General features: G+C 60.5%; 15 protein-coding genes. 8 read left to right on the top strand and 7 right to left on the bottom strand.

Annotation, left to right across the window (positions count from 1 at the left end):
- Nucleotides 1-36: 36 nt before the first annotated feature.
- The gene (locus NE851_RS19200) at nucleotides 37-966 is read left to right on the top strand and encodes a helix-turn-helix domain-containing protein (RefSeq protein ID WP_028757382.1); all 930 of its coding nucleotides are present in this window, start codon (nucleotides 37-39) and stop codon (nucleotides 964-966) included.
- Here the strand turns inward: NE851_RS19200 and NE851_RS19205 are convergent.
- Nucleotides 963-1,172: a hypothetical protein gene (locus NE851_RS19205; protein ID WP_047615663.1), complete on the bottom strand. Its 210-nt coding sequence runs from the start codon at nucleotides 1,170-1,172 to the stop codon at nucleotides 963-965. The genes NE851_RS19200 and NE851_RS19205 overlap by 4 nt on opposite strands.
- 44 nt (nucleotides 1,173-1,216) lie before the next feature.
- Here NE851_RS19205 and NE851_RS19210 point away from each other — a divergent pair, with 44 nt between their 5' ends.
- The 3 genes from NE851_RS19210 to NE851_RS19220 all read left to right on the top strand — a co-directional run bounded on the left by NE851_RS19210 (nucleotide 1,217) and on the right by NE851_RS19220 (nucleotide 2,928).
- Entirely contained in the window at nucleotides 1,217-1,966 is a 750-nt protein-coding gene (locus NE851_RS19210; protein WP_028757380.1) for an SDR family oxidoreductase, read from the top strand.
- 67 nt (nucleotides 1,967-2,033) lie between these two features.
- A complete protein-coding gene (locus NE851_RS19215) occupies nucleotides 2,034-2,582 on the top strand; it encodes a flavin reductase family protein (RefSeq protein WP_029867985.1) in 549 nt (182 codons plus the stop codon).
- Nucleotides 2,583-2,643: 61 nt separating this feature from the next.
- On the top strand, nucleotides 2,644-2,928 hold the full coding sequence (locus NE851_RS19220; protein ID WP_028757378.1) for a DUF1330 domain-containing protein: 285 nt from the start codon (nucleotides 2,644-2,646) through the stop codon (nucleotides 2,926-2,928).
- A 122-nt stretch (nucleotides 2,929-3,050) separates the two neighbouring features.
- Here the strand turns inward: NE851_RS19220 and NE851_RS19225 are convergent, their stop codons facing one another.
- Complete coding sequence (locus NE851_RS19225; protein ID WP_029867986.1) at nucleotides 3,051-3,554, bottom strand: DUF1203 domain-containing protein; 504 nt, start codon at nucleotides 3,552-3,554, stop codon at nucleotides 3,051-3,053.
- Nucleotides 3,555-3,834: 280 nt separating this feature from the next.
- Here NE851_RS19225 and NE851_RS19230 point away from each other — a divergent pair, with 280 nt between their 5' ends.
- Both NE851_RS19230 and NE851_RS19235 read left to right on the top strand, forming a co-directional pair.
- Nucleotides 3,835-4,623 (top strand): class I SAM-dependent methyltransferase, encoded by a 789-nt coding sequence (locus NE851_RS19230; RefSeq protein ID WP_029867987.1) that lies wholly within the window; start codon nucleotides 3,835-3,837, stop codon nucleotides 4,621-4,623.
- A gap of 48 nt (nucleotides 4,624-4,671) precedes the next feature.
- Entirely contained in the window at nucleotides 4,672-4,839 is a 168-nt protein-coding gene (locus tag NE851_RS19235) for a hypothetical protein (RefSeq protein ID WP_164735956.1), read from the top strand.
- Between the two features lie 30 nt (nucleotides 4,840-4,869).
- Here NE851_RS19235 and NE851_RS19240 read toward each other — a convergent pair whose 3' ends face one another.
- Genes NE851_RS19240 through NE851_RS19255 form a run of 4 tightly spaced genes read right to left on the bottom strand, consistent with a single transcriptional unit; the run spans nucleotide 4,870 to nucleotide 8,105 of the window.
- Nucleotides 4,870-5,430, bottom strand: coding sequence for a GNAT family N-acetyltransferase (locus NE851_RS19240; RefSeq protein WP_029867988.1), 561 nt, complete (start codon nucleotides 5,428-5,430; stop codon nucleotides 4,870-4,872).
- A 5-nt stretch (nucleotides 5,431-5,435) separates the two neighbouring features.
- Complete coding sequence (gene sseA, locus NE851_RS19245) at nucleotides 5,436-6,305, bottom strand: 3-mercaptopyruvate sulfurtransferase (protein ID WP_029867989.1); 870 nt, start codon at nucleotides 6,303-6,305, stop codon at nucleotides 5,436-5,438.
- A gap of 18 nt (nucleotides 6,306-6,323) precedes the next feature.
- On the bottom strand, nucleotides 6,324-7,061 hold the full coding sequence (locus NE851_RS19250; protein WP_029867990.1) for an alanyl-tRNA editing protein: 738 nt from the start codon (nucleotides 7,059-7,061) through the stop codon (nucleotides 6,324-6,326).
- Nucleotides 7,062-7,067: 6 nt separating this feature from the next.
- Nucleotides 7,068-8,105, bottom strand: a complete 1,038-nt coding sequence (locus NE851_RS19255) for a cysteine synthase A (RefSeq protein WP_029867991.1) — start codon at nucleotides 8,103-8,105, stop codon at nucleotides 7,068-7,070.
- A gap of 223 nt (nucleotides 8,106-8,328) precedes the next feature.
- On the opposite strand from NE851_RS19255, the gene NE851_RS19260 reads away from it, so the two are divergent.
- Together NE851_RS19260 and NE851_RS19265 are read left to right on the top strand one after the other, a co-directional pair.
- Nucleotides 8,329-8,988 (top strand): ChrR family anti-sigma-E factor, encoded by a 660-nt coding sequence (locus NE851_RS19260; RefSeq protein ID WP_029867992.1) that lies wholly within the window; start codon nucleotides 8,329-8,331, stop codon nucleotides 8,986-8,988.
- A 98-nt stretch (nucleotides 8,989-9,086) separates the two neighbouring features.
- Nucleotides 9,087-9,920: an SDR family NAD(P)-dependent oxidoreductase gene (locus NE851_RS19265; protein ID WP_029867993.1), complete on the top strand. Its 834-nt coding sequence runs from the start codon at nucleotides 9,087-9,089 to the stop codon at nucleotides 9,918-9,920.
- On the opposite strand, the gene NE851_RS19270 is transcribed toward NE851_RS19265, so the two are convergent.
- Nucleotides 9,921-11,180, bottom strand: coding sequence for an SAM-dependent methyltransferase (locus NE851_RS19270; protein ID WP_047614699.1), 1,260 nt, complete (start codon nucleotides 11,178-11,180; stop codon nucleotides 9,921-9,923).
- Nucleotides 11,181-11,244 lie beyond the last annotated feature (64 nt).

An 11,244-nucleotide genomic window follows, 5' to 3' on the forward strand; every position in this document is an offset into this window, starting at 1 on the left:
ATGCCGATGTGCAGTCGCCATCCAAACGGAGCAGCAATGACGGTTGAGAGTCGAGAGCAAACATCGCCGGTTCCGCTTCGAACGTCACCGACCGGGCTCGAAACATATATTGCCGGCAGAACACTCGTCAGCGGGGATGGCCCAGCCTGGACCGACATATTCGTGCAGGTGTTTTCCCGCCTGAAGGTGCAACACCCCTTTCTTGTTCCGGCAGTCGCCGAGCCTCTCGTTGTTTGGGTGATCTCAGGCCAAGCATGTGTCGAGGAACGCGATCTGGGCGGGGAGTGGGAGGCCAATACAGTCAAAGTTGGGGACTTTTTTCTGACGCGGTCGCCCACGCCATACGAAATGCGCTGGCATGCCGAGGGAGACGAACCTTTCCAGGTAATGCATCTCTATCTCTCCGTTCCGTTGTTCGACCGGGTGGCGGAAGGGGTTCTCGGCAAGGCTGCCAGCGCCATGCGCCTGCGCGACGTATCTGGCGGCCGCGACCAGCATCTTTCCACCATGCTGGAACTGATCCATGCTGAACTGACGGCAGAAGGGCAGGGAAGTCGGCTCTTCGTGCAGGGATTGGCGCAGACGCTCGCTGTTCATCTTATTCGACAATATGCAACATTTGATGCAGAGACACGGCCGTCAAATGCCCTCCCGGGCGCCAAGCTACGGCGGGCCATCGCATTCATGGAAGCCAACCTTCAAGAGCCGTTTGATCTCGCACGTCTGGCGCAAACGGCCGGCATGAGCGCTTTTCACTTCAGCCGCCTCTTCAAGAAAGCCACCGGCCTTTCCCCATCCCATTACTTCATTCGCCAACGCATAGCCAAAGCCCAGCAACTTCTGCAGGAAACCAGCACCAGCATCATCGAGATCGGCATGTCCGTGGGGTATTCGAGCCCCAGCCATTTTGCTCAGATTTTCCGCCGGGAGGCCGGCGTCTCCCCCAGCGACTACCGTCGCAGTTAAAACGCGTCGCGATCTTTCAGATTGGCTCCTTGCGCTTTTAGGCCTTTGTTTTTGCGCATGTCTCGCAAAATCGCTGCACAGTTTTGCGTGGCATGCTTTAGGAATTCAGCTTGGTCCTTGCGGTTTTGAGCAAGATCCCAACAGGTCCCGCAAGGTCCCGAGAGAGGGATCATGCCCGCTTCCTTATGTTCCTCCTTGTCGAACACGACCGTCCTTTCGGTTGGAAGGGCGCCAGACAAGGAGATAAACCATGACGAATATCAGTGGAAAAATCGCGCTGGTCACCGGCGCCTCGAGCGGCATCGGCGCCGCTACCGCGTTGAAGCTCGCCGAGGCCGGCGCAAAGGTTGGGATCGCCGCCCGTCGCACCGACAAACTTGAAGGCCTCCAAAAGGAGATCGCCTCCAGGGGCGGTGAAGCCCTTGTGATCGAAATGGACGTGGTCGATCCAGCCTCCGTCGAAGCCGGCGTCAAAAAGCTGTTGGGTGCCTATGGTTCGATCGACATTCTCGTCAACAATGCCGGTCTGATGCCGCTTTCGGATGTCGATCAGTTCAAAGTCGACGAATGGCACCGGATGGTCGACGTCAATGTGAAGGGCCTGCTGAATACCACGGCTGCCGTTCTGCCGCAGATGATCAATCAACATTCCGGCCACATCTTCAACATGTCGTCGATCGCTGGCCGCAAGGTCTTCAAAGGCCTGTCGATCTATTGCGCCACCAAGCACGCGGTGGCCGCGTTCTCCGACGGCCTGCGCATGGAAGTGGGCCAGAAGCACAATATTCGGGTGACCTGCATCCAGCCGGGTGCCGTGGCGACCGAGCTGTACGATCACATCACCGAACCCGGCTATATCAAGCAGATGGACGATCTTGCCAAGCAAATGACGTTCCTGCAGGGCGAGGACATCGGCGACACCATCGTCTTTGCGGCGCAGGCGCCCGCACATGTGAATGTCGCGGAACTCTTCGTTCTGCCGGTCGAACAGGGCTGGTAACCACGCCAGAAGGTCTTTCAGCTTCCCTGCATACGTGCGGGGAAGAAACTCGCGAAGGAACCGCACGATGAAAGAGATTTCCGCTTCCCAGGCCTATCGCCTGCTCGAACCGGGCCCGATCGTTCTTGTGACGACGAGCCTTGAGGGAACGCCCAATGTGATGACAATGGGTTTTCACATGATGGTCCAGCACGCACCGCCGCTGATCGGTTGCGTCATCGGCCCCTGGGACTTCAGCCACCAGACTTTGAAAAAGACCGGCGAATGCGTGATTGCGATTCCAGCCACCGATCTTGCCGAAACCGTGGTGGACATCGGCAATTGCTCCGGTGACACGGTGGACAAGTTCGAGCGGTTCGGCTTGGGGACTCGTCCAGCAAAGGATGTCGCGGCGCCGTTGCTGGTGGACTGCCTTGCCAATATCGAATGCCGTCTTGCCGATCCGAGCCTCGTCGATCGATACAATCTCTTCATCCTCGAAGCGAAGAGGATCTGGATCGACGAGGCCCGCAAGGAACGGCGGACCATGCATCATCGTGGCGACGGCAGCTTCACCGTGGATGGCGGCACACTCGATCTCCGGAAGCGCATGGTTAAGTGGCGGCACTTGCCATAAGGCGCGCCGCCGCACGCAAAACACACATCCCAAACTTCACATTGATTGAAAGGATATAATCATGTCCGCCTACCTCGTTGTCGATCTTGATATCCACGACCCCGAAGCCATTGCCGATTACCGTTCGAAGGCCCTGCCTCTGGTGGCAAAGGCCGGCGGCCGTCTCATCGCTCTCGATGACGCCCCCCTCGAACTCGAAGGCTGGCAGGCGACGAATATGCTGATCATCGAGTTTCTCGATATGGATGCCATCCGTGGTCTCTTTGCATCGCCCGAATATGCGCCGCTCGCACACCAACGGCAGGCTGCCGCAGGTTCGCGGATCATTGCTTTACGCGGCGTTTGATAACATTCGAGGGCGCGATCCTGGCAGCATTCGTCCGGGGAAACCGAAACGGCCCGCCGATTACAGCAGAAGGAGCGTGCCGGCGAATTCACGACTTCTTGTTGCGCCTCGACGGCCGCCGATCAGGCGCCAGCCTCCGCCAGGGCCGGCGCCTTTAGCTTGTCGATCCGGCACTGGAAGCAGTTGTTGCGCGCGGAGCGCACATGCACATAGGCGATATCAGATCGTCCCAGCAGCTCTTCGCCATAGGCCGGAATATCGCCGATCTCAGTCACCGCGCCGGTACCGTAGACGATGCGGTCGTTCTCGCTATAGCCGCGGACGATGAAGTCGCGACTCGTCGTCAGCACCGGCGGCATGATCTCTTCGGCGGCATAACGTGCACAAGGTTGCTTGTGCAGGAAGACCGGGCCGGTTTCGGCATAGGGCTGCAGCTTCGGGAAGGGCCGGTAGGCGAAGACCAGCAACGCCTTGCCGGCATCGATATTCTGAAGGCAGTGGCGGCAGGGATGGCCGGGACCATCGGAAACGATCGTCTCGGGCAGCCTGTCATAGGCGTCGCGCCCGCCGTTCCAGAGGTGTTCGGCGTCGGTCGTCGGCATGGCGACAAAACGAATGGCGGTCATGGCAGATCTCCTTTGTGATTGCCATGAAATGCACCCGGACGAGCGTGCAAGCCACCCGTTTCTTGCGCGCCGCAGGCATTGGGCGATCGTGGGCCAGCTTGCCTCTGCGGTATAATGCTATCGTCGCGTCAATCGTGTCTCTCGTCGCCGCGGCGGGTATGTCTGGCGTCTTCATCCCGTGATACACGATCGGGACGGTACATGTACGGCCCATGCTGGGTCTGAGAGGCTGCGCGGGCCGGGCGGCTAACTCCTCACGAATTTCGGTTTCTAGGGATAGATCATGGCTGACGAAACGGCATTGAATTTCGCGGACTTCTATGATGCCGAGCTTGCTCTTCATAACGCGCATTTTCGGGTCGCCGCCGCGGTTGGGCAGTCTGATTGTGTGCTCGATATCGGTTGCGGCGCCGGACAAACCACTCGTGATGCCGCTCGTGTTACAGAAACAGGACGAGCGCATGGAATCGACCTGTCCGTGACGATGCTGGATATCGCCCGTCGCCGCAGCGCCGAGGAGGGGTTGTCCAATGTTACGTTCGAAGTGGCGGATGCACAGAACCATTTCTTCGCACAAGGGGGGTTCGACCTTTGCATCAGCCGATTTGGCGTCATGTTCTTTGCCGATCCGGCGGCCGCCTTCGCCAATATCGCCAACGCCGTACGGCCGGGCGGGCGTTTCGTTTTCATGGTCTGGCAGGGCAGAGATCGCAATGAGTGGGCGACCGCTATACATGAGGCGCTCAACCCGGATTCAACCGGTCCGGTTGCGGCCGGCAAAGCCTTTTCACTGAGCGAACCCTCGGTGACGTCTCGATTGCTCGAGACGGCCGGGTTCACTGCCGTCGAGTTTCGTGAAATCAGCGAGCCTGTGTTCTACGGTCCGGATCCTGAGACTGCATTGGCGACTATTCAGACATTTGAAAATGTCGAGACGGCTCTCAATCATCCCACTGCTGCGTCCGAAATACGGGCGCGTCTACTCGACATGCTGCGAGCGCACCAGACATCCCATGGAATTCAGTTCGATTCGCGCGCATGGCTGATCACCGGCCACCGGCACGGCTAGAGCCTTTCCGGGTCCGCCGCAACACTGCATGACGAAAAGGAGAAACCCTTGGCCGACGTCGATCTCGCGCTGCTGGCGCAACAGAATGCCGAAATACTGGAAGAGCTGAGGGCTCTGCGCCGGGAGGTGGCGGAGCTCAAGGAACAGTCGGGCCGCACGCTCGATTTCGAGCGCCGCAACGATCCGCGCCGCCCGAACAGCCTTACACAGCGTTAGTCATCTCCACCTATGTCGGGGAGGAGGCCGTCAACTTTTCCGCGCGAGCTCCAGAAGCTCCTTGTCGCTCAGCGGCCGGACGATTCCGGTGCCGGTGGAGACGGGGGAGAAGCCGTACATCTGATAGAGCTGCAGCGCGCGCGGGTGGTCGAGATTGTTGGTGGTGGTGGTGACCCGCTTCGGATTGAGCGACCAGATGGCATAGAGCGCCTGCAGCAGGAACCATTTGCCGATGCCGAGACCGAGCGCATGTTCGATCAGGCCGAAATGGCTGAGCTCGATCACATCCTCGTCTTCGCAGAAATATTCGTAGAATCCGGCGGGTGCGCCGTTCACATAGAGAACGCTGATATTGTTGCGCTTGTCGTTCAATGTCTCGGCAAGCTGCTCGTCGCTCATGCGCAACCGGTCCACCCATTGCCAGCGCGCGCCCACCTGCCGGTAGAGATAACGATAGAAGGGTAGCGGAATCTGGGGAGCGCGCATGATCGCCGTCTGGATATTGACGGGCACCGGCATGCTTGCCTTCGGCGGCGACGTCATTTCGAGCCGGGTGATGTGAGCTTTCAGCGAAGCAGGTGTCTTCCCCATGGCGATCAGGCTTTGACCGGTGTCGGCGGACCGGTAACGATGGGCGTATCGTCACGGCTGCCCCATTCGCTCCACGAGCCGTCATAAAGCTTGTTGTCGTTATGGCCGAGCGATTCCAGCGCCAGCGTGATGATCGCTGCGGTGATCCCCGAGCCGCAAGAGGTGACGACGGGCTTCGAAAGATCGATGCCGGCATCCTCGATCGTCTGCCTGAGTTCGGGCAGCGATTTGAACCGGCCCTGGTTGGCAAATACGCCGGAAGGCAGGCTGCGGGCGCCCGGCATATGGCCGGAGCGCATGCCGGCACGCGGTTCGGGCTCGGCGGCGGCGAAGCGGCCGGCGCTGCGGGCATCGGCGATTTGCATGGCACCGCTGGAGACGATGTCGCGCATTCTATCGAGCGTCACCACGCGGCTTTCGTCGAAGTCAGGCGTGAAACTCGCCGGCGCAAGGTTGGGTGCTGCGGTTTCCAGCGGACGGCCTTCTGCCTTCCAGCCATCGAGGCCGCCGTCGAGCACGAAGACATTCTTTGCCCCCATCACCCGGAACAGCCACCAGACGCGTGGCGAGGCGAACAGGCCGATGCCGTCATAGACGACGATCCGATCCTTCTCGCTGATGCCGAGCCGCCCGACTTCGGTGGCGAAATAGTCGGGCGAGGGGATCGTGTGCGGCAGTGATGTCGAGTGGTCGGCGATCTTGTCCTGGTCAAAGCGGATGGCGCCGGGAATATGGCCGGCCGCATATTCGGCATCGGCATCGCGTTTTTGCGCCGGTAGATAGAAGGAGGCGTCCAGCACGCGCAGATCGGCTTTCCCGAGTTCGGACTGCAGCCAATCGGCCGAAACGACGAAACGGCTCTTGGTCTCACTCATGATGGTCTCCCTTGATGGTCAGGCTTCGTCGCCGGGCGTGCCGAAGCGGATGCGGAAGCGCCGGTTCTCTTTGCCCTTTTTTTCGATCTTGGCGATATGGATCCGGCCGACTTCCTGGGTCTCGGAGACATGTGTGCCGCCGCAGGGTTGGCTGTCAATCGAGGAGTTCTCGCCGATGCAGACGAGGCTGACGCGCCCGAGCCCGATCGGCGGGCGTACATTCTTCGATTTGACGATGTCAGGATTGGCGACAAGCTCCTCGTCGGTGATCCACTGCAGATAGACCGGATGGTTGTCACCGACCAGTTCCATCAGCTTGGCCGTCACCTCATCCTTGTCGATCGTCTCGGCCATGTCGAAATCGACGCGGCTCTCCTCCTCGCCGACGGCAGCCCCGGTTATCGGATAGGAGCAGACAACGGAAAGCAGGTGGCAGGCCGTGTGCATGCGCATCAGCCTGTAGCGGCGCGGCCAGTCGACATGCAGCACCAGCGTTTCGCCGATCACAGGCCTCGGCTCGTTTTCGAGCGGCACATGGATGATGATATCCTTGCTCGGACCATGCTTCGTCTGGCCGAGCGCGATCTTGCTGCCGTCGGCGCGTTCGAACTCACCGGTATCACCAGGCTGGCCACCTGATGTCGCATAGAAACAGGTCTGATCCAGTTCGATGCCCCCGTCTTCGTGAACGGCCGTGACGACCGCTTCGCACGTCGAGAGATAGAAGTCGTCACGATAGAGGGCATTAACGGGCATGGGGTCTCACGCGGGCTCGTAGGGAACGTGGATATCAGGCGACTTGGCCATCCAGCCCGGAACGGGTAGTCCCTTCGACGTCAGGAAATCCGGGTTGAAGAGCTTCGACTGATAGCGGTTGCCGTAGTCGCAGAGGATTGTCACCACCGTGTGACCGGGGCCGAGATCCCGGGCGAGATTGACCGCGCCGGCAATGTTGATGGCTGTCGAGCCGCCGAGGCACAGGCCCTCGTTCTCGACGAGATCGAAAAGATAGGGAAGCGCTTCGGCATCGGAGACCCGATAGGAGAAATCGGGCGTGAAGCCTTCGAGATTGGCGGTGATACGGCCCTGGCCGATGCCCTCGGTGATCGAGGATCCTTCGGATTTCAGCGTGCCGTTCTGGTAGAATTCATAGAGTGCAGCGCCGTCGGGGTCGGCGATGCCGATCTTGACGTCTGATTTGAAAGCCTTGAGGCCGGCCGCCACGCCGGCCAGCGTGCCGCCGGAGCCGACGGAGCAGATGAAGCCGTCGACCTTGCCGTCGGTGTCTTTCCAGATTTCCTTGGCGGTCGTTTCGACATGCGCCTGACGGTTGGCTACGTTGTCGAACTGGTTTGCCCAGATTGCGCCGTTCGGCTCGGTCTTCGCCAGCTGTTCTGCCAGCCGCCCGGATACCTTCACATAGTTGTTCGGGTTTTTGTAGGGAACGGCGGGCACTTCGACCAGTTCGGCGCCGAGCAGCTTCAGCGCATCTTTCTTTTCCTGGCTCTGCGTTTCCGGGATGACGATGACGGTGCGGTAACCGAGCGCCTTGGCGACCAGCGTCAGGCCGATACCGGTATTGCCGGCCGTGCCTTCGACGATGACGCCGCCCGGGCGAAGCAGTCCCTTCCGCTCTGCGTCGCGGATGATGTAGAGCGCGGCGCGATCCTTCACCGACTGGCCGGGGTTCAGGAACTCCGCCTTGCCGAGAATGGTGCAGCCGGTCACCTCTGAGGCGCCCTTGAGTTTGATCAGGGGCGTGTTGCCGATGGCTTCGAGGACGGAGGGGTGGAAGGTCATGGAATCTGCCTCTATTCGAACTCTTACTTTAGGAACGGTCTTTTCCCTTCACAAGGCTGGGTTGGCAAGAAAAGCTATTCCACGCCTCTGTTGGACACGATAAAATTTCGCTTTCCTCCCCGAAATTGTGTACGGCCCGCAATCCCGCCCTGTGAGGGTGATCCGAAGATTGACTTTCCCCGTACGGATGACGACAAAGCGAAACGGAGCGCGGCAACAGGGCGTGACCGAAACAGACATGGTTCACGAGCAGATCGACACGATCGATGCATTGATGGCGCATTATGTTGCCGGCTCCTTGCCCGAGCCGGCGCGCGTGCTGGTACAGTCTCATCTCGAAATGAAACCGGACAATCGCAGCCTGGTGAACAGCCTCGAGCTGCTGGCCGGCGAAGCGTTGGAAAACGTGCCTGAAGCGGCTATTGCCGATCGCGACGGGCGGCTTGCGACGATCTTTTCCTCTGCATCTCCCGGAACGCCGCCGCCGGCGGCGGCGCGGCCGGAAAACGCGCTGTTTCCCCAAGCCTTGCGCGATCTCGTCGGCTTCGAGGCCGAGGATGTGCCCTGGCGCACGCGGCTGCCGGGCTTCAGGGAATATCCGCTCGACATGGACGGCTGCGAGGTCAACCTGATGTGGATCCGTCCGGGCCGCGCCTTGCCGGCGCACACCCACAAGGGCATGGAACTGATCCTCATTCTCGACGGCGCCTTCAACGATGAACGCGGCCGCTTCGGCCCCGGCGACATCTCTATTGCCGACGAGACGGTCGACCATCGGCCGGTCGCCGAAAAGGACAGGCCTTGCATCGCCTTTGCCGTTTCCGACGGGCCGGTCAGACTCACGGGATCCTTTCGTCAGCTGATCGGCGACCTGATCGGCTGAAAGCAGCCACAATGGTGTGATAGAGCCATAAATCCGGGAGAGGTGAGGAACTTCCGGACCTGTTTTCACATTGATCAGGCAGCCCGGAGGAACATGTCATGCGTGATTTCATCGCCCGTCCCGAACATGGAATCGTCTGGATCTCGGGCGCGAGTTCCGGCATCGGCCGGGCGCTGGCGCTGAAGCTGGCCGGCGAAGGATACAAGGTCGCCGTCACTGCCAGAAGCCATGAAAAGCTGGTCGAGCTGCAGACCGAGGCCAGCGGCCTTTCCGGCAGTATTGTCGTTCTCGACGGCGACGTCACCGATGCCGAGGACATGGAACATATCATGGCTTCCATCGAATATGAGCACGGCACGCTCGCCATGGCGATCCTCAATGCCGGCGTCTACCTGCCTGTTCATGCCGAGGATCTGAACCGCGCCGATTTCGAGAAGAGCTTCGCCGTCAATCTTTCCGGCGTCGTCAACTGCCTGTTGCCGGCAATCCGCCATATGAAGGAAAAGGAGCAGGGGCAGATCGCCATCGTCTCCTCCGTCACCGGCTATGGCGGCCTGCCGACAGGCGCTGCCTACGGCGCCACCAAGGCGGCGTTGATCAATATGACCGAGAGCCTGAAATTCGATCTCGATAAGATGGGCATCCGCATCCAGCTCGTCAGCCCGGGCTTCGTCGATACGCCGGCGACGCGGAAGAACGCCTTTCCGATGCCGGCCCTGGTATCGGTCGAGGAGGCCGCCCGGCAGATTGCTGCCGGGTTGAAATCGCAGGTCTTCGAGATCACCTTCCCGAAGCGCTTCACCACCATGCTGAAGCTCGGACGCCTGTTGCCTTACAGCGCCTATTTCGCGCTGGTGAACCGCGCGACCGGCTGGCGGGAGCGGCCGCCCTTGGCTGGTCACCATCCGGCGACGCCGCATCCGGCGGAATGATCAACGGCGCGAGAACACGACCTGGCGCACATCGATGTTGCGGGCGCGGAAGCCGGCTTCGCAATAGAACAGGTAGAATTCCCAGAGCCGCTTGAAACGCTCGTCGAAGCCCATCGGGCGGATGCGCTCCCAGACCGACCAGAAGCGTTCGCGCCATTCGGCCAGCGTGCGGGCATAGTCGAGCCCGAAGCCGAAATCCTTGACCAGCGACAGATCGACCTTGCCGGCAAGCTCGGCCAGATGATTGCGCGTCGGCAGCATGCCGCCGGGAAAGACGTATTTCTGGATGAAGTCGGGGTTGCTGCGATACTGGTCGAAGGATTCCGGCCGGATGGTGATGATCTGCAGGCCGGCCTTGCCGCCCGGCTTCAGACATTGCCTGAGCTTTGAAAAATAGGATGGCCAGTACCTCTCGCCGACCGCTTCGAACATCTCGATCGAGACGATCCGGTCGTAGAGGCCTGTTTCATCGCGGTAATCCTGGAAGCGGAATTTCACGCGGTCGTCGAGGCCGGCCTTTTGGATGCGCTCCTCGGCAAAGGCGAGTTGCTCGCGGCTGATCGTCAGGCCTGTTACCTTGCAGTTCAGCTCGCTTGCGGCAAACTCCGCAAAACCGCCCCAACCGCAGCCGATCTCAAGCACGTGGTCGCCGGGGCCGATGCCGGTCGCTTCGGCAAGCGCCCGGTATTTGGCATTCTGGGCCGATTGCAGGTCGTTGGCGCCCGTGGAATAGAGCGCTGAGGAATAGGTCATGCTCGGATCGAGCCATTGCCTGTAGAAATCGTTGCCGAGATCGTAATGGGCGGAGATGTTGCGTTTCGAGCCCGTCTTGGTATTGGCGTTCATCCAATGGCGGACGCGCTCGAAAAGGCGGCCGAGGCCGCCCTTGCCATGCGCATAGCTGTGCGCGGCCTCGCCGTTGACGAGGAAGAGCTCGAGGAAGGCGGCGATGTCGGGGCTGTCCCAGTCGCCATCCATATAGGTTTCGGCGACGCCGATCGTGCCGCTCGTCAGCGCCCTATAGGCAAGGTTCCAGTTGCGGAGGTGGAGTGCCGCCTTCGGTCCCGCCTTTTTGCCCTCGACCAGCAGCCTGCGGCCGTCGGGGAGTGTGACGGCAAGCGAACCGTGCTGCATGTGCAGAAGTCCGCGCAGGGCTAGCCTTGCCTTGAAGGGCAGACCCTTCACTATGCGGGACATATTTTCGGCCGTCAGCGTCACCGCATCACGAGCCAGCAGGTTCCAATCCTGCGCCTTGCTCATCTTTTCTCCTCCAGCATTTTCGTGCCGGTTAGGGACGACGATACACCCATTATGATATGCACGG

The organism is Rhizobium anhuiense bv. trifolii, assembly GCF_024346605.1.
Classification (GTDB): domain Bacteria; phylum Pseudomonadota; class Alphaproteobacteria; order Rhizobiales; family Rhizobiaceae; genus Rhizobium; species Rhizobium anhuiense.

What these genes read in the sequence shown, in the direction of transcription:
- NE851_RS19225 (WP_029867986.1), bottom strand. Translation starts at nt 3,554, where the DNA reads ATGACCGCCATTCGTTTTGTCGCCATGCCGACGACCGACGCCGAACAC.
- NE851_RS19220 (WP_028757378.1), top strand. Translation starts at nt 2,644, where the DNA reads ATGTCCGCCTACCTCGTTGTCGATCTTGATATCCACGACCCCGAAGCC.
- NE851_RS19265 (WP_029867993.1), top strand. Translation starts at nt 9,087, where the DNA reads ATGCGTGATTTCATCGCCCGTCCCGAACATGGAATCGTCTGGATCTCG.
- NE851_RS19270 (WP_047614699.1), bottom strand. Translation starts at nt 11,180, where the DNA reads ATGAGCAAGGCGCAGGATTGGAACCTGCTGGCTCGTGATGCGGTGACG.
- NE851_RS19210 (WP_028757380.1), top strand. Translation starts at nt 1,217, where the DNA reads ATGACGAATATCAGTGGAAAAATCGCGCTGGTCACCGGCGCCTCGAGC.
- NE851_RS19215 (WP_029867985.1), top strand. Translation starts at nt 2,034, where the DNA reads ATGAAAGAGATTTCCGCTTCCCAGGCCTATCGCCTGCTCGAACCGGGC.
- sseA (WP_029867989.1), bottom strand. Translation starts at nt 6,305, where the DNA reads ATGAGTGAGACCAAGAGCCGTTTCGTCGTTTCGGCCGATTGGCTGCAG.
- NE851_RS19250 (WP_029867990.1), bottom strand. Translation starts at nt 7,061, where the DNA reads ATGCCCGTTAATGCCCTCTATCGTGACGACTTCTATCTCTCGACGTGC.
- NE851_RS19200 (WP_028757382.1), top strand. Translation starts at nt 37, where the DNA reads ATGACGGTTGAGAGTCGAGAGCAAACATCGCCGGTTCCGCTTCGAACG.
- NE851_RS19240 (WP_029867988.1), bottom strand. Translation starts at nt 5,430, where the DNA reads ATGGGGAAGACACCTGCTTCGCTGAAAGCTCACATCACCCGGCTCGAA.
- NE851_RS19255 (WP_029867991.1), bottom strand. Translation starts at nt 8,105, where the DNA reads ATGACCTTCCACCCCTCCGTCCTCGAAGCCATCGGCAACACGCCCCTG.